Origin of the sequence: Acinetobacter kyonggiensis, from assembly GCF_900107285.1 — a bacterium.
Lineage (GTDB): Bacteria > Pseudomonadota > Gammaproteobacteria > Pseudomonadales > Moraxellaceae > Acinetobacter > Acinetobacter kyonggiensis.
Genome location: NZ_FNPK01000001.1, coordinates 317253 through 340489 on the forward strand (window position 1 = coordinate 317253; position 23237 = coordinate 340489).

Annotated in this window: 22 protein-coding genes, 1 pseudogene and 1 riboswitch; of the genes and pseudogenes, 14 read left to right on the plus strand and 9 right to left on the minus strand. The window is 41.6% G+C overall.

Annotation, left to right across the window (positions count from 1 at the left end; genetic code table 11):
- Positions 1–17: 17 nt before the first annotated feature.
- Positions 18–143, plus strand: a riboswitch (TPP riboswitch).
- Between the two features lie 113 nt (positions 144–256).
- The 5 genes from thiC (at position 257) to gluQRS (ending at position 5340) form a co-directional block, all read left to right on the plus strand.
- Complete coding sequence (thiC, locus tag BLV99_RS01500) at positions 257–2152, plus strand: phosphomethylpyrimidine synthase ThiC (protein ID WP_092687010.1); 1896 nt, start codon at positions 257–259, stop codon at positions 2150–2152.
- A gap of 75 nt (positions 2153–2227) precedes the next feature.
- The gene (locus BLV99_RS01505; protein WP_092687012.1) at positions 2228–2848 is read left to right on the plus strand and encodes an NUDIX domain-containing protein; all 621 of its coding nucleotides are present in this window, start codon (positions 2228–2230) and stop codon (positions 2846–2848) included.
- Between the two features lie 10 nt (positions 2849–2858).
- Positions 2859–3668 carry a 3',5'-cyclic-AMP phosphodiesterase gene (cpdA, locus tag BLV99_RS01510; RefSeq protein ID WP_086183946.1) on the plus strand — a complete coding sequence of 270 codons (810 nt, stop codon included), beginning with the start codon at positions 2859–2861 and terminating at the stop codon, positions 3666–3668.
- Between the two features lie 209 nt (positions 3669–3877).
- Positions 3878–4405, plus strand: a complete 528-nt coding sequence (dksA, locus tag BLV99_RS01515) for an RNA polymerase-binding protein DksA (RefSeq protein ID WP_067722416.1) — start codon at positions 3878–3880, stop codon at positions 4403–4405.
- 2 nt (positions 4406–4407) lie between these two features.
- Complete coding sequence (gluQRS, locus tag BLV99_RS01520; RefSeq protein ID WP_092687015.1) at positions 4408–5340, plus strand: tRNA glutamyl-Q(34) synthetase GluQRS; 933 nt, start codon at positions 4408–4410, stop codon at positions 5338–5340.
- Positions 5341–5544: 204 nt separating this feature from the next.
- Here gluQRS and ftsW read toward each other — a convergent pair whose 3' ends face one another.
- The 5 genes from ftsW to BLV99_RS01545 all read right to left on the minus strand — a co-directional run bounded on the left by ftsW (position 5545) and on the right by BLV99_RS01545 (position 10688).
- Positions 5545–6741: a putative lipid II flippase FtsW gene (gene ftsW, locus BLV99_RS01525; protein WP_092687018.1), complete on the minus strand. Its 1197-nt coding sequence runs from the start codon at positions 6739–6741 to the stop codon at positions 5545–5547.
- Between the two features lie 21 nt (positions 6742–6762).
- Entirely contained in the window at positions 6763–8109 is a 1347-nt protein-coding gene (murD, locus tag BLV99_RS01530; RefSeq protein WP_086183949.1) for a UDP-N-acetylmuramoyl-L-alanine--D-glutamate ligase, read from the minus strand.
- A 163-nt stretch (positions 8110–8272) separates the two neighbouring features.
- Positions 8273–8524 (minus strand): DUF6587 family protein, encoded by a 252-nt coding sequence (locus tag BLV99_RS01535; RefSeq protein ID WP_092687021.1) that lies wholly within the window; start codon positions 8522–8524, stop codon positions 8273–8275.
- A 47-nt stretch (positions 8525–8571) separates the two neighbouring features.
- A complete protein-coding gene (gene feoB, locus BLV99_RS01540; protein ID WP_092687024.1) occupies positions 8572–10428 on the minus strand; it encodes a ferrous iron transporter B in 1857 nt (618 codons plus the stop codon).
- Entirely contained in the window at positions 10425–10688 is a 264-nt protein-coding gene (locus BLV99_RS01545) for a FeoA family protein (protein WP_092687142.1), read from the minus strand. The genes feoB and BLV99_RS01545 overlap by 4 nt, the downstream gene beginning before the upstream one ends.
- Positions 10689–10860: 172 nt before the next feature.
- Between BLV99_RS01545 and xerD the strand changes: the two genes are divergently transcribed.
- From xerD to thrC, 4 genes are all read left to right on the plus strand, one after another.
- Positions 10861–11778 carry a site-specific tyrosine recombinase XerD gene (gene xerD, locus BLV99_RS01550; RefSeq protein WP_092687027.1) on the plus strand — a complete coding sequence of 306 codons (918 nt, stop codon included), beginning with the start codon at positions 10861–10863 and terminating at the stop codon, positions 11776–11778.
- A gap of 191 nt (positions 11779–11969) precedes the next feature.
- Entirely contained in the window at positions 11970–12785 is an 816-nt protein-coding gene (locus BLV99_RS01555) for a DsbC family protein (protein ID WP_092687030.1), read from the plus strand.
- A 123-nt stretch (positions 12786–12908) separates the two neighbouring features.
- The gene (locus BLV99_RS01560; RefSeq protein ID WP_086183954.1) at positions 12909–14213 is read left to right on the plus strand and encodes a homoserine dehydrogenase; all 1305 of its coding nucleotides are present in this window, start codon (positions 12909–12911) and stop codon (positions 14211–14213) included.
- Positions 14214–14270: 57 nt separating this feature from the next.
- Positions 14271–15410 (plus strand): threonine synthase, encoded by a 1140-nt coding sequence (gene thrC / locus BLV99_RS01565; protein WP_086183955.1) that lies wholly within the window; start codon positions 14271–14273, stop codon positions 15408–15410.
- Between the two features lie 73 nt (positions 15411–15483).
- Here thrC and BLV99_RS01570 read toward each other — a convergent pair whose 3' ends face one another.
- A complete protein-coding gene (locus BLV99_RS01570) occupies positions 15484–15969 on the minus strand; it encodes a hypothetical protein (protein ID WP_213030956.1) in 486 nt (161 codons plus the stop codon).
- Positions 15970–16038: 69 nt separating this feature from the next.
- Between BLV99_RS01570 and BLV99_RS01575 the strand changes: the two genes are divergently transcribed.
- Positions 16039–16344, plus strand: coding sequence for an IS630 transposase-related protein (locus BLV99_RS01575; protein WP_034700601.1), 306 nt, complete (start codon positions 16039–16041; stop codon positions 16342–16344).
- A 47-nt stretch (positions 16345–16391) separates the two neighbouring features.
- Positions 16392–16886, plus strand: a complete 495-nt coding sequence (locus tag BLV99_RS18675; RefSeq protein ID WP_001003818.1) for an IS630 family transposase — start codon at positions 16392–16394, stop codon at positions 16884–16886.
- 1 nt (position 16887) lies between these two features.
- Here BLV99_RS18675 and BLV99_RS01585 read toward each other — a convergent pair.
- The 3 genes and pseudogenes from BLV99_RS01585 to pbpG form a co-directional block, all read right to left on the minus strand.
- Positions 16888–17130, minus strand: a pseudogene (locus BLV99_RS01585) (hypothetical protein); the annotation flags it as partial.
- Positions 17131–17160: 30 nt separating this feature from the next.
- Complete coding sequence (locus BLV99_RS01590; protein WP_086183957.1) at positions 17161–17787, minus strand: DUF6915 family protein; 627 nt, start codon at positions 17785–17787, stop codon at positions 17161–17163.
- Positions 17788–18295: 508 nt separating this feature from the next.
- On the minus strand, positions 18296–19348 hold the full coding sequence (gene pbpG / locus BLV99_RS01595; protein ID WP_092687033.1) for a D-alanyl-D-alanine endopeptidase PBP7/8: 1053 nt from the start codon (positions 19346–19348) through the stop codon (positions 18296–18298).
- A 219-nt stretch (positions 19349–19567) separates the two neighbouring features.
- On the opposite strand from pbpG, the gene gacA reads away from it, so the two are divergent.
- Genes gacA through BLV99_RS01610 form a run of 3 tightly spaced genes read left to right on the plus strand, consistent with a single transcriptional unit; the run spans position 19568 to position 23232 of the window.
- Positions 19568–20203 (plus strand): response regulator transcription factor GacA, encoded by a 636-nt coding sequence (gene gacA, locus BLV99_RS01600; protein ID WP_004650062.1) that lies wholly within the window; start codon positions 19568–19570, stop codon positions 20201–20203.
- A gap of 32 nt (positions 20204–20235) precedes the next feature.
- Positions 20236–21804, plus strand: coding sequence for a sensor histidine kinase (locus tag BLV99_RS01605; RefSeq protein ID WP_092687036.1), 1569 nt, complete (start codon positions 20236–20238; stop codon positions 21802–21804).
- Positions 21805–21819: 15 nt separating this feature from the next.
- Positions 21820–23232, plus strand: a complete 1413-nt coding sequence (locus BLV99_RS01610; protein ID WP_167356285.1) for a sigma-54-dependent transcriptional regulator — start codon at positions 21820–21822, stop codon at positions 23230–23232.
- Positions 23233–23237 lie beyond the last annotated feature (5 nt).

Consider the following 23237-nt stretch of genomic DNA (forward strand, 5'->3'; position numbering starts at 1 on the left):
GCGTGTTAATATTTGTCCATCGCTTGACGGAGCGCGAGTAATTACTCGCTGAGATCAGCAAAGTTGATACGTTCAATTTAATGCTGAGTACCGTTGAACCTGATCAGGTTAAGACCTGCGTAGGAATCAAGCCATCTAAAAACTTAAGCCCTCAATTTATCTATTTTTCAATTCAGCTTGAATGAAAACCTAAGATAAGTCTGCCACGTTTTTGGTCGTGCTTGATTCGTTGATGTCATTCATAAGGATCATTGCAATGAACCAATTAACGAATCTATCTGCAACAGATATTTCTGCTCAACATGAGCAAGACTCCAAAGATCTCACCCGTATTTTACCGGCTTCAAAAAAAGTCTATATCCAAGGTTCTCGTGCCGATATTCAAGTGCCGATGCGTGCCATTGAACTGACCGATACACCAACGGGTTTAGGCGGTGAACAGAATCCTGATATTCTGGTCTATGACACTTCAGGCGTGTATACTGACACTAAAGTTGCCATTGACCTCAACAAAGGTTTGCCCAATGTTCGTGAAAGCTGGATTGCCGAACGTGACGATACTGAACGTTTAAATACCTTGACCTCGGCCTTTGGACAAGAGCGTTTAAAAGATATTCGCACCGCCGAAATTCGCTTTGCGCATATTCAAAAACCGCGTCGTGCCAAAGCAGGCAAAAACGTCAGCCAAATGCACTATGCACGTCAGGGCATCATTACCCCTGAAATGGAATATATTGCAATTCGTGAAAACCAACGTCAATTGGATGGTGTCGATGCACGCCAACATGCGGGGCAAAACTTTGGTGCGAAAAACCTCACCGAAATCACGCCTGAATTTGTGCGTCAGGAAATTGCTGAAGGTCGTGCAATTATTCCAGCCAATATTAATCATCCTGAAATTGAACCGATGATTATTGGGCGTAATTTCTTGGTCAAAATCAATGCCAATATTGGTAACTCTGCATTGGGTTCTAGCATTGACGAAGAAGTTGCGAAAATGACGTGGGCGACTCGTTGGGGTGCAGACACCATCATGGATTTATCAACAGGTAAAAATATCCATGAAACTCGTGAATGGATTATTCGTAACTCGCCTGTTCCGATTGGTACGGTTCCCATCTATCAAGCTTTGGAAAAAGTCGATGGTGTCGCTGAAGATCTGACGTGGGAGATTTTTAAAGACACGCTGATTGAACAGGCCGAACAAGGTGTGGATTACTTCACTATTCATGCAGGTGTACTTTTAAGATATGTGCCACTGACGGCAAACCGTTTAACCGGTATTGTGTCACGTGGTGGATCAATCATGGCACAGTGGTGCCTCGCGCATCATGAAGAAAACTTCCTCTATACCCATTTCGATGAAATTTGCGAAATTATGAAAGCCTATGACGTGTCGTTCAGTCTAGGGGATGGCTTACGTCCGGGGTGTATCCAAGATGCCAACGATGAAGCACAATTCAGTGAACTCAAAACTTTAGGGGAACTCACCCATCGCGCATGGGAACATGATGTGCAAGTGATGATTGAAGGTCCGGGTCATGTGCCAATGCATATGATTAAAGAAAACATGGATCTACAGCTTGAAGTTTGCCAAGAAGCGCCGTTCTATACCCTTGGCCCTTTAACCACCGACATTGCTCCAGGTTATGACCATATTACCTCAGCGATTGGTGCTGCCATGATTGGTTGGTATGGTACTGCTATGCTGTGCTACGTGACGCCAAAAGAACATTTGGGCTTACCGAATAAGAAAGATGTGAAAGATGGCATCATCACCTATAAAATTGCCGCGCATGCAGCAGATTTGGCCAAAGGTCATCCAGGTTCACAAGTCCGTGACAATGCCCTCTCTAAAGCACGCTTTGAGTTCCGTTGGGAAGACCAATTCAACTTAAGTCTTGATCCTGATACAGCACGCAGCATGCATGATGAAACCATGCCCAAAGAAGCGCATAAATCGGCACATTTTTGTTCCATGTGTGGGCCTAAATTTTGTTCAATGAAAATCACGCAAAATGTGCGAGATTATGCGAAAAATCAAAGCAATATAGAAGCCACATCCGAAACAAGTGCCGAGATTGAAGCTGGATTTAATGCCATGAAAACCACCTACCAAGAACATGGTCAAAAATTGTACCACAAACTGTAATTTGACAAAAAATCTTTTATTTTGATGAGATTCTCAGTTAGGATGAATGTACGCTTTTCATCCTGACTGAGCTATATGAATATTATTCAACAAGCAACATATAACAGCGACCAAGTCAAAATTCAGTCACGCGAGTTTCTTTTTCGTGGCTTCATTCAGGTTGAAAAAGTCAATCTCAAACATCGTTTATTTGCTCAAACTGAATTTAGCTCAGTGGTTCAACGTGAACTGGTTCATCGACCTCAAGCTGCGGGCGTACTCATTTACAATGATCACCAACAGAAATTTGCCTTAATTGAACAATTCCGTGTCGGTGCCATGGATGATGTCGATTCAGCGTGGCAACTGGAAATTATTGCTGGTGTGTTAGATGGTGATGAATCACCTGAAAGCTGTATCCGACGTGAAAGTTTAGAAGAATCGGGTTGTGAAATTGATCAATTACAGCATTTATTTAGCTTTTATCCCTCTGCTGGTGCTTGCTCCGAACTGTTCCATTTATATAGCGCACAAGCCGAGCTTCCTCAAGAAGGTGGCATATTTGGCATGCCCGATGAAGGGGAAAATATTCAGTTACATCTGATTGACTATGATGACATTAAAAATTTACTGACCAATGGTCGCTTAAAAAATGCACCGGTCATTATGGCATTGCAATGGTTGCAACAACATATTAAAACTACAAGGAATGTCTAAGGAGTCAGACATGACTTTATCACCGAACTATAACGACCAGCGCGACTGGACCATCGTTCAAATTTCAGATACACATCTCATGGATCAGGATGATTTAGAATTTGTGCATATGAATCCTGAACAGAGCTTTCATGCCGTCATGCAGCAAATTCAGCAGCAATATCCTCATATTGATGCAATCGTGCATACCGGTGATTTAGCACAAGTGCCGGTGCAAGAAACCTATGCGCGCTATTTGGCCTTTATGCAACACTTCGGCACCCCGTTTTATCAAATTCCGGGTAATCATGACAATATTGATCATTTCCCGTTTTATCAGAATCAAAATCAAGTTCATGCCATTCATTTTGGCAAATGGAGCATTGTACTGCTCAATAGTGCTGTGCGTGGCAAAGTAGATGGCTGGATTGAACAAGAGCAACTCCAACAACTGGATCAAATTTTATCTAAATTCCAACAGCAATTTGTGATTGTTGCATGTCATCATCATCCTTTCGACATGAAATCAAAATGGATCGATCAACATAAGCTAAAAAATACTGAAAACTTAACTGACCTTTTAGCCAAATATCACAATGTGAAAGCCGTTATCTGTGGTCATGTCCATCAAGACTCCCTAAATGAATGGCGTAATATTCAGTTTTTTTCCACCCCTTCAACCTGCGTTCAGTTCAAACCTTTAAGTGATGATTTTGCACTTGATGAAGAAGCACCGGGTTTTCGTGTTCTACATTTGCAAGCAAATGGCGAATTAAAAACTAAAATTTATCGTGCAGAAAACGTACAACAAAAAATTAATAATGAAATTTCAGGTTATTAACTTTTCATTTTGCTTTTTTTCTATTACTTTATGGCTTCAAAAGAAAACGTGATAGATGGAATCCAAGCATCAAAGACTATCAAAAAGCCGAAAAAGCCTATATGATGATGCCCCTCGAAGGAGAATCTCCTAAGGGTTGGATAAAAACACTTGCATATCACCATATTTTTTGCGTATAGATAATGCGTATATGATGAGGAATGCCCTATATGGCGAATGACAACCAAAATCAAGTCTTGGATGAACAAACTGATGTTGTAGATGAAAAATCTACAAAACGCGTGCGAAAAACCAAGCCAAAAGCGTCAGAAAGTGGTTCTACTGCCAGCTTATTTGGTATTGCACCTTATCAGCCGAAAAAAAATGAAGAATATATGTCCGAAGGACAGCTCGAACATTTCCGCCAAATTCTGTTGGCATGGAAAGAAGAGCTGATGTCTGAAGTCGATCGTACTTTAAACACAATGCAAGATGAAAATACTGCATTGCCTGATGTCAATGACCGTGCGACACAAGAAGAAGAGTTTGCCATTGAACTGCGTACACGTGATCGTGAACGTAAGTTAATTCGTAAAATTGAGCAATCAATTGAAGCGATTAAAAATGATGACTATGGTTTCTGTGAAACGTGTGGTATTGAAATTGGTCTGCGTCGTTTGGAAGCACGTCCAACTGCAACCCTTTGTATTGACTGCAAAACTTTAGCAGAAATCAAAGAGAAGCAAAATAACGGTTAATTGTGACTGTTGAGAATTCCTCAGCAAAGCACAGCTTTGCTCTTGCGCAGCAGCGGAACGATGTTTCGCTAACTCGCTACTCAGGTCGGTTTGCGCCATCGCCAACCGGCCCTTTGCATTTTGGCTCACTCATCACAGCTGTGGCGAGTTATTGCGATGCCAAAGCACATCAGGGCTCATGGTTGGTTCGTATTGAAGACACCGACATCCCGCGTATTTATCCTGACAGCGAAGCGCATATCCTCCGCGCTATCGATGCCTTTCAGTTCGAAGCTGATGACACCATCATTTTCCAGAAAGACCGCTTAGATCTCTACGAATCCGTTCTGCATCAACTGCAGCAAGATCATCTGGTTTATGCCTGCCAATGCACCCGAAAAATGTTGGGCTCCAATCATATTTATACAGGCACTTGCCGCGAGTTAAATTTACCCTTTGACCAACACGCTATTCGTCTGAAAGTTTCGGATCAAGAGATTTGTTTCGACGATCGTCTGCAAGGAACACACTGTTCCAATCTGCAACGGGACTTAGGTGATTTTGTGCTCAAGCGTCGTGATGGCATTATCAACTACCAATTGGCTGTGGTCATCGATGATTATCTACAAGGCATGACGCATGTGGTTCGTGGTGCAGATTTGCTGGATAACACTGAACGTCAGATCTGGCTGGGTTCCGTACTCGGCTATCCTCAGCTTGAGTATATGCACCTACCTTTAGCCATGAATGATCAAGGGCAAAAGCTGTCTAAACAAAACTTGGCGCAAGCTCTCGATTTAAATCGCGCATCTGAGCTATTACAACATGCGATTCGTGCTTTACATCAGCCTGAAGTCGATTTAGACACCCCGAAAAACATGTTAATACAAGCGATTGCACAATGGGATATCCAATCTATTCCGCATAGCCTTCAACTCGACGGGACTTATTTATAAAGTCACCACCATCACCAGTTCAAAGACTCACTTTAAAGCAATGTCTTGATATTTTTTGTTGGGATTTCTACGGCAAGATATGCTGTTGAAAATAATAAACGGAGTATTTTTTATTATTGGTCTCCCCCATTTCTCCTTTCAAAAGCAAAAGAACAATGGGGAAGTGTCTGAGTGATTGCATTAAGTCCAAGAAATTAAATCCACTTAGAAGCTAGACTCTTCTTTACTTGGGTTGGCTTTTTGTGTGGTTGCATCAATTTTTAAAATTAGGCTGATCATGACTGCACACATAATTAAAGATGAGCCACCATAACTAATGAATGGCAGGGTCAAACCTTTGGTCGGCAGCATGCCCATATTCATACCTGCATTCACCAAAATTTGCAGCAAGAAAATAATACTGATGCCATAAGCCAAATAGCCTGCACGTAAATACTGATGTTGCAAGGCACGATGACCAATTTTGATACAGCAGACCAACATGGTAAAGGACAATGCTAAAACAGTCGCGATACCAAAGAAACCAAACTCTTCACCTAAAATGGCCAACATAAAGTCAGTATGTGCTTCAGGAAGATAGGCCATTTTCTGAATACTATGTCCTAAGCCTACGCCTGCCCACTCACCACGCCCAAAAGCCATCAGCGCGTTAGAAAGCTGATAGCCTGTACCCAATGGGTCAGCCCAAGGATCTGTGAAAGATAAAGCACGCTGTAGACGATAAGGCTCGAAGATAATCGCAGCTGCTAAGCCTAGAATAATCGCCAGCATGAAACCCATGAACTGAATTGGTGGTGCACCCGCCAAAAAGAACACGCCTAAAATCATCAAGACAATCACCGCTGTGGCACCTAAATCTGGTTCAGCCAGAATTAAGCCGACGGTAATCACCATGACCCCCCCTAAACGAAAGAGTCCCGATAAGTTATTGCGAACCTCTTCTGCCCTTCGCACCACATAATCTGCAGTAAAAATAGCCATCATGACTTTCGCCACTTCAGAGGCTTGTAAAGTAAATCCTGCAATACGAATCCAGCGCGTCGAACCGTTCACCTCAGTACCGACGACTAACACCACCGCAAGCAGTAAAATGGTCATTAACCACAATGGAAATGTGTTATTAAACCAAATATTAAGCGACACTTTATAGGTTAAAAATGCGGCTGTTGCTGCAACCAGAATTGAAATTCCGTGTCGAATTACATAGTGAAATGCATTTTCATGTAAACGGTCTGCATAAGGCATCGAAGCCGATGCCACCATGACAGAGCCTATACACAGCAAGGCAATCACACAAAAAATGAGTACATTACGTGGTGTAAATTCAGCAGGAATTTTCGTTCCCCACACATTATAGACCTGATTAATTTTATTTATGGTCGTCTGAGCTAACCCAGCCATACAGCTTTCCTTATCGTTCTTCTAAGCAAGTGTGTTCACACATTCAACAAACTGGTGCCCACGTTCACTGTAACCTTTAAACATGTCAAAACTTGCACATGCAGGAGACAATAACACCACATCATGGGCTTGAGTATGCTGTTGACATAATTCTACCGCTTCTTGTAAAGATGCTGCATGCATCAGCGTCGTGGTATTGGCAATCGCTTTTTCAATCACCGCACGATCTTCACCAATCAGCACCGCCAGCTTGGCATATTTTGTTAAGGCATCGCGTAAAGCAGTGAAATCCTGACCTTTACCCTGCCCCCCAAGAATAATGGCGACTTTGCCCTGTTGCGGCTCAATCGCAGCACCTAGACCATCAATTGCGGCCAATGTCGCCCCAATATTGGTGCCTTTAGAATCATTGTAATAACGTACACCCTGAACTTCTTTAACAAATTCACAGCGGTGCTCTAGACCTTTAAAGGTTTTTAAAGTGTCCAGCATTGATGCCAATGGCAAACCAATCGCCTCACCCAAAGCCAAACACGCCAAAGCATTGGCAATATTATGTGTGCCTTGAATGTACATTTCTGAACTTTTCAATAGACGTTCACGACCGCGTGCTAACCACATGGTGCCATCATTTTCTTTTAAGATGCCATATTGGTTCATATCTGGGGCATTTAAACCAAAGCTTTGCATCGGGGTTGCATCTGGAACCAATGGACGCGTCAGGGAATCATCGCGGTTATGAACGACTTTTTTCACCCCTTGAAAGATGCGATGTTTCGCGGTGTGATAGCCCATCATATCGCCGTGACGGTCTAAATGATCTTCACTCATATTGAGTATAACAGCCACTTCAGCATGTAAATTCGAAGTGGTTTCCAATTGAAAACTAGACAACTCTAAAATATAGAGTTCTGGATCATCTTTGGTTAAATCCAGTGCAGGGCGCCCTAAGTTGCCTCCTACAGCGACCTTAATCCCCGCATCTTTCGCCATAAGACCAATCAAGGTGGTTACAGTACTTTTGGCATTTGAACCGGTAATCGCCACAATCGGCTTGTCAGTAAAGCGGCGTAAAATTTGAATTTCACTGACCACGGCAATACCTTGAGCAATGGCGGCTTGAATTTCTGGCAATTTTGGATCCAGCCCCGGACTAATCACAATTTCTTCGGCTTGTAATAACAGCTCTTGATCAAGTTGACCAAAGCTGGTTTGCACGTCACTTGGAATTTGATCATGTCCTGGTGGAGTCTTTCGAGAATCTGTTACTGCAACGCGGTAGCCATGTTCATGTAAGAAATTTACTGCTGCAACACCTGAAATTCCGAGCCCTGCAACGACTTTTAATCCACCACGTTGTATTAACATTTTTGCCCCATTTTCTGGTCGGTTTTTAAAACTGACAAAATGTTAGCACTTTGCTGTTTTGAATGCTTTTTCTGTTTTGACTTTATGCGTCTTTTTTTGTGTCAGTGCGTAAAAAAACCGTCATAAAATGACGGTTTTTTTAAATCAGCTTAGAACTGGCGATTTATTTCCATTTTACCGCTTGGACTTCTGCTTTCTTCTGTGTACTGTCCTCAGTTGCAGCACAGCCACAACTGCCGCCACAACCAGAAGCCATCGCAGGTTTTAACCATTTTGCCAGTGTTGACCAGCCTTGTTGACGACAGACATTGGACAATGCCATAAAGACTGAGTTTACCGTCTTAGGCAAGACTTTTTTGAAGACCACAACCGCACTCCAAATCACCAATGCTGCAATAATAAGAACTTCAATCATCTCAATCTCCTCTGTACATTATTTTGAGGTAAATAAAACCAATCCAGTTAACCCAAATAATGCGATGCAATTTGATAGGTCAGGAAAGACATTAAATATGCCAAACCAAATAAATAAGCGGTCATAAAGCTGACTGTTTTCCACGATCCCGTTTCACGTTTTACGGTTGCCAATGTTGCTAGGCAATGCGGGGCATAAACAAACCAAACCAAAAGCGATAAAGCGGTCGCCAATGACCACCCCAAGCTACCATCACTGCTAATAATCGAGGCTAAACCTTGGGCAACGGCATCATCATCCGCCGCAGACAAGGCATATACTGTACCTAAAGCCGCCACCACAACTTCACGTGCTGCCATTGCTGGAATTAAAGCAATACAAATCTGCCAGTTAAAACCCAGTGGGGCAAAAATCGGTTGCATCACATGACCAAGCATCCCCGCCAGAGAATAATCAATCGCAGGTAAAGTCGCACCTTCAGGCGGTTGTGGGAAAGTACATAAGAACCACAACAAAATAGAAAGCGCGAAAATAATGCCACCAACGCGTTTTAAGAAGATCTTGGCGCGGTCAAGTAAACCAATCCAAATACTTTTAGGGTCGGGGAAGCGATAACTTGGCAGCTCCATCAGCAACATATGTTGTGATTTATCGGTTTGGAAAAATTTCAGTACAAATGAAACCAGTAATGCACTGACAATCCCCGCCATATACAAACCGAACAACACTAAACCTTGCAGATTTAACACCCCCCAAACCAATTGTTCTGGAATAAAAGCGGCAATGAGGAGCGCATAAACAGGTAAACGCGCTGAACAAGTCATCAGTGGAGCAACCAAAATCGTGGTTAAACGATCTCGTGGATCACTGATACTTCGTGTCGCCATAATTCCCGGCACAGCACAGGCAAAACTCGACAATAGCGGAATAAAAGCTCGACCACTTAAGCCAGCTTTAAACATCAACTTATCCAGTAAAAATGCAGCACGGGGTAAATAACCCGATTCTTCAAGTACCAAAATAAAGAAGAACAAAATCAAAATTTGGGGCAAAAACACCAAAACTCCGCCTGCTCCTGCAATAACCCCATCCACCACCAAGCTATTCAGCAATGGATGTGAAATATGCTGTCCAACAAACTCACCAAACCAACCAAACAGGCTTTCAATGCCATCCATGAAAGGTGCAGCCCAAGCAAATACGGCTTGAAAGACCACAAACATCATTAAGGCAAGGCTAACTAAGCCCAACACGGGATGTAAAAATATTTTATCGAGAAAATCAGAGCGCTTGTCTTCTTGATCCACCGAATGGACAACATCATGCAAAATGGTGCTGATCTTATGATGATTATCGCCATTCAAGCCGCTGAGTTCTGTACGTGGTATGGAGTATTTACCTTGATCCAGCGCATTCATCAGGTTTTCAATTCCTGAATTCCGCACTGCCACGGTTTCTACCACGGGAATCCCTAAGCGTTCTGAAAGTTTTTGCGTGTTGATTTGCATGCCACGGCGACGTGCTTCATCCATCATATTCAGCACAAGGAGAATCGGGCGACCCAGCGCGATCATTTCTAGTACCAGACCTAAATGTAGATTTAGATTGGTCGCATCCACCACACACAAGAACGCATCTTGCTGTCCTTCTTCGGCAATTTTGCCTTGGACCACATCACGGGTGATTTCTTCGTCTGGACTAGTGGCCTCTAAACTATAGGTTCCGGGCAAATCTAAAACACGGACTGGCTTACCCGATGGCAGGGTAAACTGCCCCACTTTACGTTCAACAGTGACACCTGCATAGTTTGCAACTTTCTGACGCGTACCAGTCAGGTGGTTAAATAAAGATGTTTTACCGCAGTTTGGGTTACCTACTAGGGCAATACGCAGCGCATCACTCATGCAGGTGCTCCCTCAAGATTAATTTCAATTTTTTCAGCTTCAACTTTACGCAGTGCGAATCGGGTAAATCCAACTTGAATTAAAATTGGATCTCCACCAAAAATACCTTTGGTAATGACCTGTACTTTTGTACCTGGAACAAAACCTAGCGTCTCTAAACGACTGGCGACTACATCGTTTTGAGCAAGATTGCCATCTAAAGTTCGGTTGACTTTGTGAATAATGGCTGTTTGTTTCACTTTTAAATCAGATAAACGCACCGCATCTAATCCTAAAATATTTTCCCCAGTATACAAACAAATGAGAATAATTACCAAATAAGGTTTGATTCTAATTCTCATCTTGCACTTGCACATCGACATTGTAAAAAAATTATTCTAAATTGATGAAAGCCAAGGAAAACTTGGATTTTCCATTTAATGTAGAACTGACATGCTGAATAAAAAACCTCGTATTCCTGCGCCTGTGGGCATTCCTGAACATTTAAGTTTTTTACAAGGCTTCCGAGATTATTTAATTGCACAGACCGTAAGTCCGCACACTAGAAACGCCTATCTATCTGATTTAATTCAATGTAGTGAATGTAACTCTGTTGCAATGCCAGATTGGTCTAGCGATAATGTTGCGGATGTTTTATTAACATTAACCAAACAAGGTAAAAGTCCTCGTTCGATTGCGCGCTCACTTTCTGCACTGCGTTCTTTTTATAAATTTCTACGTGAACAGAAATTACGTTCAGATAACCCCGTAGCAACCCATAAAACCCCTAAAATTGGCCGCTCACTGCCCAAAGATATTTCCGAACAAGAAGTTGAAGCCCTTATTCATGCACCCAATATTGAAACGGCATTGGGTTTACGCGATCGTGCCATGCTCGAAGTGCTTTATGCCTGTGGCTTACGCGTGACTGAATTACTCAATTTACGCCTTGAATTAATTAATTTAAAACAAGGCTATTTGCGCATTGTCGGTAAAGGCAATAAAGAACGCTTGGTGCCTTTAGGACAAATGGCCTGTGAATGGATTGAAAAATACTTAAATGAAGCGCGTTCTCAGTTGTATAAATCCGCCACAGACTATGTCTTTTTAACGCAGCATGGCGGCATCATGAGTCGGCAAAATTTTTGGTATGCTATTAAGCGGTATGCACTACAAGCGGGGGTTCAAGCCGAATTATCACCGCATACTTTACGCCATGCTTTTGCCACCCATTTACTCAATCATGGTGCTGATTTACGTGTGGTTCAAATGTTATTGGGGCATAGTGATTTATCCACTACACAAATTTATACTCACGTTGCCCAAATTCGCATGCAGCAACTACATGCGACTCATCACCCTCGCGCTTAACAGAGATGCCTAGAACACATATTCAACAATTCAGTAAAGAACCTTGATATTGCAAAATGGTTGCGACTGCACGAGGTTGTTCAGCAACAATGCAATCCATTGATCAAATATCACGACACCCTAACCAGCATGACGGTTTTTTGTTATGCTAAGCCACCTATTTTATCTATAGTTAAAAGAAAGGGTTATTTATGTCATCTACCCGCTCAAAAATTTTTATTGCATGTACTTTGGCAAGCAGCTTGGCAATCAGTGCTTGTTCCAACTCAAATAACGATGAAAAAAAGCAAAATACCTTAACTGCAAGTGCGCCAGCAACGGGAGAAGCATCTAATCTCTCTGAACGTAATACACAGCAGCGTCTCATTAACACCCTGCAACAGCACTTCAAAAAAGCCAATATCAATGCCAAAGTGCTCGATATTAAAGTCACTGAAGTGCCCAATCTGTATTGGGTCAACCTTGAAGGGATGTCATCGGTCTATGCCACAGCAGACGGTAAATACATTATCCAAGGTGATGTACTGCGTTTAGGCGACAGTAAAATCCACAATGTCAGTGAAAACCTGCAATCGGCAGCCAATAAAAAACTGCTTGCTGATTTAAAAACTGAAGATCTATTGGTCTATAAAGCCCAAGGTAAAACTCAGCATATTGTGTATGTCTTTACCGATGCCAGCTGCCCATATTGTCATAAATTGCATGAACATATGAGCGAGATTAATGCCAAAGGTATTGAAGTGCGTTATATCGCATGGCCACGTGGTGAACAGTTCATGCCAGCCATGGAAAGTGTTTGGTGTAGTGCAGATCGTCAAGCAGCTTTCAATCAAGCCATTGCAGGTGCCCCACTTCCACCAGCAACCTGCAAAAACCCCGTTCGTGCACAATATCAACTCGGCCTAAATATGGGGGTCAATGGCACGCCAGCGATCTATAATGAAGAAGGTGTTTACCTCGGTGGCTACCTCTCTCCAGATGAATTAGTACAACGTTTAAATAACTAATTTTTATTCGTTAATTTACTAATTTTTATAGTTGAAGATAAAGTGATTTCTTTCCTAGAGTCTGATGCTTTTTTTAGCTATGATCTAGGCTCGCTTAAAATTGATTAGATATTGGAGTGTGACGTGAAACCAGTTCGTCTGGCAATCCTCGGTCTTGGTACTGTGGGTGGTGGTGCCCTTAAACTACTAAAAGAAAATGCTGCTGAGATCAGACGTCGCACCGGTCGAGAAATTGAAATTACCCATGTCGGTACTCGTCGTCCGCGTCTCGACTTGGATCTTCCAGAATCAATTAAACAAAGTGCTGATTTGCTCGACATTGTACGTCAGCCTGATGTCGATGTTGTGGTTGAGGTGATGGGTGGCATCCATCCTGCTTATGAAGTCATTATGGAAGCCATGAAACATGGCAAACATATCGTCACTGCCAATAAAGCATTATTGGCTGAACACGGCACTGCGCTCTTTAAAGCGGCTGATGATCATAAAGTACAAATTGCTTATGAAGCGGCTGTTGCTGGTGGCATTCCAATTATTAAAGTCATTCGTGAAGGTTTAGCTGCGAATAAAATTGATTGGCTAGCTGGCATTATCAACGGTACAGGCAACTTCATTTTGTCTGAAATGCGTGAAAAAGGTCGTACCTTTGCCGATGTACTAACAGAAGCGCAAGAATTGGGCTATGCCGAAGCAGACCCAACTTTTGACGTGGAAGGTATTGATGCAGCGCACAAATTAACGCTGTTGGCATCTATCGCCTTTGGTATTCCTTTACAGTTCGATAAAGTCTTCACCGAAGGCATCAGTAAAATTACGGCACAAGATGTCAAATATGCTGAAGAACTGGGCTTCCGTATCAAGCATTTGGGGATTGCACGCCGTGCCGCAACCGGTATTGAGCTTCGTGTCCATCCCACCTTAATTCCTGCTGAAGAATTGCTTGCCAATGTCAACGGCGTGAAAAATGCCATCTTGGTTCAAGCCAATGCAGTCGGTCCAACCCTGTATTACGGCGCAGGTGCAGGTGCAGGTCCAACAGCGTCTGCTGTGGTTGCCGATGTGGTCGATATTGTACGTGATATTGCCTATACCGAAGATGGTGCAGGGACAATCCCGCAATTGGCATTTGAAGCTTTAAGCGACTTGCCTATTCTTTCACGCGAAGAAATGACCACTGGATACTACATCCGCATTAATGCCGAAGATCAAACGGGTGTGCTTGCCGAAGTAACCACAATTTTAAGTCGTGCTGGCATCAGTATTGATGCCATCTTACAGCAGCCACGCTTAAAAGATTTGATTCCGATCGTGATTTTGACCGATCCTGTGGTTGAATCAAAGATGGATGAAGCCTTACAACAAATTCAAGCATTCCCCTTCATTCATGGCGAAATTGTGCGAATTCGTTTAGAATCGCTTGATAATTAATCGGGTTAAGGGGAGTATTTCCCCTTGCCAAGCTCTACACACAATTGGAACATCATCATGTCTAATGCCAATCGTTATACTGGTTTAGTTGACCGTTATCGTGACCGTTTACCAGTATCTGCAACCACTCGTGCAATCTCTTTAGGTGAAGGTAATACACCCCTGATTAAGCTTGAGAACATTCCCCGCATTATTGGTAAAGATGTTGAAATCTATGTGAAGTACGAAGGCTTAAACCCGACGGGTTCATTTAAAGACCGTGGTATGACCATGGCGGTTACCAAAGCGGTTGAAGAAGGCTCTAAAGCCATTATTTGTGCCTCTACGGGTAATACTTCTGCTGCTGCTGCGGCCTATGCAGCTCGTGCAGGCATCAAAGCATTCGTTTTAATCCCAGAAGGCAAAATTGCCATGGGTAAAATGGCACAAGCGATGATGTACGGTGCAATCACCATGCAAATCCGTGGTAACTTCGATGACGGTATGCGTCTCGTCAAAGAAGTGGCTGATCAAGCACCAGTCACAATTGTTAACTCAATCAACCCATACCGTCTGCAAGGTCAAAAAACCATTGCTTATGAAATTGTTGAAGCTTTAGGTCGTGCGCCTGATTATCACTGCTTACCTGTGGGTAATGCAGGGAACATCACTGCACACTGGATGGGTTATACCGAAGCTGTTGCCAATCAGCCGAAAGAGCAATTCGAAGCAGTAATTTACGATGCTGAAACCGATCAATTCACAGGGCCAAAACCTGAAGGCTTACCAATTATGGTCGGTTATCAAGCTTCTGGTGCTGCACCGTTCCTACGTGGTGGCCCAGTTGAAAACCCTGAAACCGTTGCAACAGCGATTCGTATTGGTAATCCACAAAGCTTTAACCACGCGAAAGCCGTGGTACGTGATTCAAACGGTTGGTTTGATGAACTTCAAGATAGCGAAATTTTAGAAGCACAACGTCTGCTTTCTATGTACGAAGGTGTCTTTGTTGAGCCTGCATCAGCAGCTTCAATTGGCGGTGCAATTCGTGACATTAAAGCAGGTAAAATTGCTGAAGGTTCAGTGATTGTGTGTACCGTGACTGGAAATGGCTTAAAAGACCCAGACACAGCAATCAAACAATGCTCAGATGCAGTGATGCTGACCATTGATGCCACCATGAATGATGTCAAAACCTCGATTCTTTCTAATATGTAAGCATCGAATTTCGGCAATAAAAAACCAGTTGCATGCAACTGGTTTTTTATTGGGCTATTATCTATCAATTTTCTTATTCATAATCATAGCCATATTCTTTTTCCAACGCTTTTTCAATGCCCTGTATTTCATCCAGTGCAATTTCACGTATCTCAAACAGTGGCTGCTTTAACATGCTGTTGATCGCAAATAAAGCGTCATCATCCCAAGCCTGAATGCGTAGCTGATCTTGACTGTAACTAAGTCCAGCATGGGTTGTAATCAGCGACTGCATCAATATTGGGTTTTCCGTTAAGCTATCGAGTGTTCCCTGAAGGACAATATTAGGCTCATCAAATTCAGAAAACACATGTTCCATATACGGTTTTAAATATTCGGGACTGGCTGCATAAATGAGACCTGCAAAACATTCATCGTATTGTTTGATCCAGTCTTGCTGTTTCAAAGACCAGAGTGCATAAAATTTGACTTCATCGGCAAAACTGACCAATTGATAACTCTGCATCTGAGCCAACTGCACAAATTCAAAAGTATCTGCATCATTCAAACTTGCGGGCAAAACATCTTCAGAAATATCCCCCGCCTCGACAATATAGTCAAATCATTATAAAACCAATACAATGGTGCAATGAGTTATTCAGAACATTTTAGACGTAAAATTTTAGCTAAGCTTGAGGAAGGTTATTCTATTCGAGCGGTATCTGCACAATTTGAAATTAATAAAAATACCATTGTTGAATGGAAGAAACGTATAGAGATTAAAAAAACTCGTGTACGTAAACCTTCTAAAATTAACGATGATGCTTTACGTGAAGATGTTGAAAAGTATCCTGATGCTTATCAATATGAACGTGCTGCACGTTTTAATTGTGGTGTTTCATCTATTGGTGCTGCATTAAAGCGCTTAAATATTACAGTTAAAAAAAGACGTTAAGCCATCCTAAAGCAGATACAAAGCTTAGGGATAAATTTATTCAGCAAGTGAATGAATTAGAAAAAAACCATCCGATTATTTACCTGGATGAAAGTGGTTTTAAGTCACATGATTACAGACCTCATGGCTACTCACGAAAAGGAGTACCCTGTCTAGGGCAATATAATTGGCAATTAAAGAATCAGACCAATGCCATTGGAGCAATCCATAAAGGGTATTTATTTTCAGTCGGTTTATTTGACTGCAAAATCAATTCAGATGTTTTTCATTTTTGGATTGAGCAATTCCTCATACCAGCATTACCAGAAAATAGTGTAGTGGTTATGGATAATGCAGCATTTCATAAAAGAGCAGATATTCAGGAGTTATTGGAACAACAAGGGCATAAAATTCTTTGGCTTCCTGCATACAGCCCTGATTTAAATCCTATAGAACAGATGTGGGCATGGGTTAAACGTAAGCGTAAAGAATGGTTGATCGACTCAGTCGATGAGTTATTTCGAGTTTTTTTCGAATCTTGTATGAATAATAAAGTAGTTTGACTATATGTTCTCCACAACGTGAAAACACAAAATCATCATACTTTTGCAGTTCATCTTCTGTCGCATCGAAAAAAGAAGCCACTTCGTATAAGGCAAAGTTACGGGCTGCCGCAATTTCTAATTGTTTATACTGCTGTTCCGCTAAGGCTTGATCCTGAAAAATATTGGCAATTCGGTTTCCAGCTACATAAAAAACCTCATCGTTATAACCGAAGAATTTTTCACGGATGACAAAAGTCGGCATGTTCATTTCCTTTATTAACTGTGTTGATGATTAAGTGTATTGATAATTATGTTTTATTTGATTAAGTGCCTGAGCACTGGCAGGCACTGCCATACCATTATCCATCCACAATTCAAATTGCATGGCATTAAAAAAGTCCTCTGGAGCACAACCCAAATCCACTAAACTGCTGATGGGATAGCCCATACGCGGTAATATTTCGTAGATAAACCAACTGTTATGGGTCAGCAACAGCGAGTGTAATTTTCCCGTTAAGGCTAAGGGCGATAGCAATATTTGTGAAAGTTGTGGTTGATCTGAATAATATTGATGTATTTTTTCAATTTTTTGTTCGAACCCCACAGGCAAACGTGCCGGATCGATGGCGCGAACAAAATCAGCCAAAGTGGGAATAAAACGTTGCTGATAATCCACCAATAAATGATCACGTTCACATAGATCTTTCAGATCGACCGACTTTCCTGCACTGTTGAGCAGACTATGTCCATAGATCGGAACCACAATGCTATTCACTCCCCAAAGCGTATGCAAAATACGATGGCGAGCATCGCTACACAGGCTTTTGGTACTATCAATAAAGTGATGAACTTCATAATAATCTTCAGCTTCTCCGCCCCAACGCTTAGCCGAAATGCGCGCATGCTGCATAGCATTCATAATCTGTGATCATCTATTTTTTTATAGCTTTATATCTTAATCTTTTTTTGATAAAAATCGATGAAAAAACGGACAGATGAGACACATTCTGTCGTTGTAAATAAAAAGCTAAGGAAATAAAAAACTCTTCCGAAGAAGTAATACTGATCAGTTAAGAATTTATTATTTTTTATTTTAAATTCATAATGTTACTCGATACGCAGAAACGTCATTCGCAATTGTTCGAGGCAAGACTACTTTGAAAAAGTAAGGGTTCTGCGATTTATTAATCAATAAAAGGTGTTTGACGAGTTTTGCGGTGAGGCGCAATGCGCCGCAAGATGCCTTTCTTGCGAAGCTCTGCTTCTCATTTGGGCTTATCCAAAGTAATAGATGAGCTACAAGCGTTGGATTTAATAAATATAAGACTCCGTTGTGAATAACTAAAAAGTTAAGGGGTTAATTGTAAACCCCCTTAACTAATGAGCATTATTCCGAAGAAGAGTTTTTGCAAGGATTAAAAACCGTGTTAAATACGTTTTGGTAACTGGCTTGTCCAATTCATTAAACGCATAGCATCTTCAGTACGCGCTTGAGAGCTGTCCGCACCCAATAGCACCACAACTGCTGGACGATTATTCAAAGTGGTGTGCATCACCACACAGCGCCCTGCTTCATTGATATAACCTGTTTTTGAAATATTGATATTCCAACCCCCATTACGCACCAAGGCATTGGTATTATTCGATTTCAATACACGATGACCCAAATTAAAATCATAGCTTGCCGTGGTTGAGAACTGACGAATTAACCCATATTGATAAGCAGCACTGACCAAAATACCTAAATCACGTGCAGAAGCAATATTACGTGGATCAAGCCCAGTCGATTCATAATAATGAGCGGACGTCATGCCTAAAGATTTTGCTTTGCTATTCATTGCTGAAACAAAAGCAGCTCGGCCACCGGGGTAAGTACGAGCTAAAGCAGCGGCAGCCGGGTTTTCCGACTTCATTAAAGCCAATAATAAAACTTCCGCACGATTCATGGAGTCGCCAGCACGTAAAGTCGAGCTTGAGTTTTTACCACCTGCTCCTGCAAAATCAATTGCTTGCAAAGTAATGTCTTCAGACATATTCAGTCTGGCATCCGCAATGACCACCGCAGTCATCAATTTCGTGATGGATGCAATCGGCAATGCGGCATTGGTATTTTTACTGTATAGCACTTCACCTGTTTGAGAATCCATGACCAATGCTGCACGTGCATTGACCGCTGGTTGATTGCTATAACGCGAATTATTTAAAATTTGTACAGTTTTAGGCGCAGCATGCGATACGACAGCATTCGAACTGCGCACAGAGGTGGTGATTTTAGTTGAACCTTGTGGCGTTACTTCATCGTTTAATGATGAAACATCACCATTAAGGAGTTGTTTAGCATCTTCAGAGGACCAATTTAAAGCGGCTTGACCTGTCCCCCCAGATGCATCCATGATGAGTTCTGCAAAGGTGCTTGAACTCATGCTAAGTAAGATAGACATCCCTAGCACATGCATTAAAGATTTGTTTGAATTTTTCACGATAGTTTACTCAACTCTGAGAGGTAAGATACATTTGTGTATTACCTCAAATATGTCTTACATTTAGACACAAAGGTGAACAGTTTCTCGCTCATCACATTGTGCATAACATTTCATTTAAAGATTAAGAATAGGATTGCTAATTTTGTCATTTCATTGCAAGCTTATTTTGCTTTATGTAACAAAAAACATGCTTTTTTTTATTTGAGGGAGAACTAGGTGATCACAGTTTTAGTAGTAGATGACCATGAGTTGGTACGTACCGGGATTTGCCGAATGCTCGAAGACCATGCGGATGTTCAAGTCATTGGTCAAGCTGAATCTGGAGAAGAAGCAATTACCTTAGTCCGTCAACATCACCCCAATGTAGTCTTACTCGATGTGAACATGCCGGGCATTGGTGGGGTAGAAACCACCCGACGCCTATTGCAAACCGCACCCGAGACCAAAGTCCTTGCTGTCAGTGGTTTAGCGGAAGAACCTTACCCTTCATTATTATTAAAAGCTGGTGCGAAAGGCTATATTACCAAAGGTGCTCCAGTCACAGAGATGGTTCGTGCCATCAACAAAGTCATGCAAGGTGGCAAATACTTTAGTGCCGATATTGCGGAACAACTGGCCAGTTCATATCTTTCAGATACCCAACAGTCCCCATTTAATGCATTATCAGAACGTGAAATGCAAGTGGCAATGATGGTGGTGAATTGTATTAGTGCACAAGAAATTGCCGACAAACTGTTTGTCAGTGTGAAAACCGTCAATACTTACCGTTATCGTATCTTCGAAAAACTGAATTTAGACAGTGATGTAAAACTGACCCATTTAGCCATTCGTTATGGGCTAATTAAACCTTAATACTTTTTGATTTCGCTTTCTAGAAGACATGCATGACGCAAAAAAACCATACTTTTGAGTTTAATCAATATCATTTAGGCATATGGTATGCCACCTATAGACTGATTATTGCGACGTGTCTTCTACTGATTTTTGTACTTACTTATCAACGCTTAAATACAGATTATCAATATCCAAAACTCTATCTTTATGTATTGATTGGCTACGTCACCATCAATTTCATCCAATTGATTTTGATTAAAAAAATAAAATCTAAAATCCCACAACAATTCATTTTGCTGTTTACAGCCGATGTCATTGCTTTAAGTCTACTGACTTTGGCCATGGATGGCCCTAATCTGCATTTAAGCCTGCTTTTTGTGATCACCATTTTTGCCGCATCTTTATTACTCGATGCACAAAAGGCATTGGTCATTACCCTTATTGCGGTGATTAGTGTTGTTTACCAGCTTTTTTTAGGTCGCTTATTTGATTTTTCATCACTCAATAATATCGGCAATAGCGCCCTGTTGGCTTTTTTGTTTTTTGTCGTCTATGGCAGTGGTCAATTAGCGGTTCGACGCTTCCAATTATTGGAAAATTTAAATTTTTCGCAATCTCTGGAACTCAATCGACTGCAAAATTTGAACCGTTATATTTTAGAGCAGATTGAACTGGGTTATTTGGTCTTAGATGATAACTGTCACATTGTACTCAGCAATCCTGCGGCATGTATGCTATTGGGTATTCCTCCGCTTTATGCCTATGATAAATCCCCTTTATACAAAGTTCAGCCTGACTTATTTGAATTGCTCAAATTTGATCAGCTCAAAAATGGTGAAAAATTTCAATTCGAGTCACAACTGAGTCAGTATCATATGCACATTGAAGTGCAAAAATTAATTGTGCCCCATCAAACGCTAACCTTGTTGGTCATACAAGATGCCCGTAAGCTCAATCAAAGAGTACAACAACTCAAGCTTGCGGCATTAGGACAACTTTCCGCCAGTATTGCGCATGAAATTCGCAACCCGCTCGCAGCGATTGTCCAAGCCAATGAACTTTTGGCAGACAGTGATTCAGATCAGCAACAACACTTAAGCCAGATGATTGCTAAACAAGCGCTACGGATTGATTGCATCATCCAAGATACGCTGAATATGGTGCGAAATAAAGAAACCTATCCCACACAATTACAACTGAATCAGTTTATCCCACAATTCCTACAAGAAGATTTAGCTGACGTCACACAGCAAATTAAATACAACATACAAGATAAAATGGCGATCACGTTTGATGAAGCTCAACTGCGGCAAATTCTCATTAACTTGCTGCGTAATGCAATTCGGCATAATGTTCCAGCAGATGCAAAGATCGAATTAAATGTGTATTCCCATGAGTCCAATGTTCGCATTGATGTGCGTGATTTTGGTTCAGGTGTCGCATCACAAGACCTTGCTTATTTATTTCAACCTTTTTTTAGTACCGAAATTACAGGAACTGGTTTAGGATTATACTTATCACGTAGCTTTTGCGAAGCAAATCAAGCAGAACTCAGCTACGTAGAACAAAAACAAGGGGCATGCTTTCGAATAGAATGCCCACGTGTTGCTTTAAATTAATATTACTGGGGTGTAATTGTGGAACGACAACCACTTGTTTTGTTAGTGGATGATGAGGAAGATTTATGTACCTTAATGCAAATGTCTTTATCGCGTATAGGCATAAAAACTCATATTGCACATCGTCTAGAACAAGCCAAAAAACTCTTATCTGAAAATAGTTATGATGCTTGTTTAACAGATTTAAATTTACCTGATGGTAATGGACTACAGTTGGTAGAATGGTTGACTCAACGCTTTCCATCCTTACCCGTGGCTGTATTGACTGCCTATGGCAATATGGAAATTGCAATTGCGGCATTAAAAGCAGGTGCTTTTGATTTTGTCAGTAAACCGATTAATCAAAAACACTTGCAACAGCTTTTACAAAAAGCCTTAAACAAACCTATCGAGCATTTCAATAGCAAAGAAGACAGTCTGGAACAAAAATTACTGATTGGACAATCGCTGCCGATTCAACAATTACGCATTACCTTAAATAAAATCGCTCGCTCTCAAGCACCGGTCTTTATTACGGGTGAATCAGGCACAGGCAAAGAAGTCATTGCCAATCTGGTCCATCGTTTAAGTAATCGTAATGAAGGCCCTTTTATCGCGATTAACTGCGGTGCGATTCCAACCGAACTGATGGAAAGTGAGCTGTTTGGACACAAAAAAGGCAGCTTTACCGGTGCAACACAAGATAAACAAGGTCTGATTCAGTCTGCACATGGCGGGAGTTTATTTTTAGATGAAGTGGCTGAACTGCCTTTAAGTATGCAGGTCAAGCTGCTTCGTGCGGTGCAAGAAAAACGTATTCGCCCTGTCGGTTCGGATGCTGAAATTGATGTCGACTTTCGGGTCATTAGCGCCAGTCATCAAGACTTGGAAGCCTTGGTACAACAAGGTAAATTTCGCCAAGACTTATTTTTCCGTATTCATGTGATGGATCTCGTGCTTCCGCCACTACGTGAACGAGGCGATGACATTATTTTATTGGCCCATCATTTTATTCAAAAAATCAGTCAAGAATGGGGTATTCCGAGCAAGCAGTTGACCGAGCGCTCAAGAAACTTTTTGCTGAATCAATATTACCCCGGTAATGTCCGAGAGCTGCGTAATATTATTGAACGCGCAATGACTTTAAGTGATGACGAAAAAATTGACTTGCCGAATTTACAAAGTGCGCCATTACGTTATCCAGTCGTCAGCACCTTAGTAGATCAGGACTCAACCATTGCTCCTCGTACTGAAATTCTACTTTCTTCGAAAAAGTTACCCGATGAAGGTCTAGAGCTTTATTTGGAAAATATTGAAAAAGATATTTTACTCAATGCACTGAATCTGACCCATTGGAACAGAACGCTGGCAGCAAAAAAACTCGGCATGTCATTTCGCTCTTTACGCTATCGTTTAAAGAAATTTGGCTTAGATACCGATGATGAATAAAACAT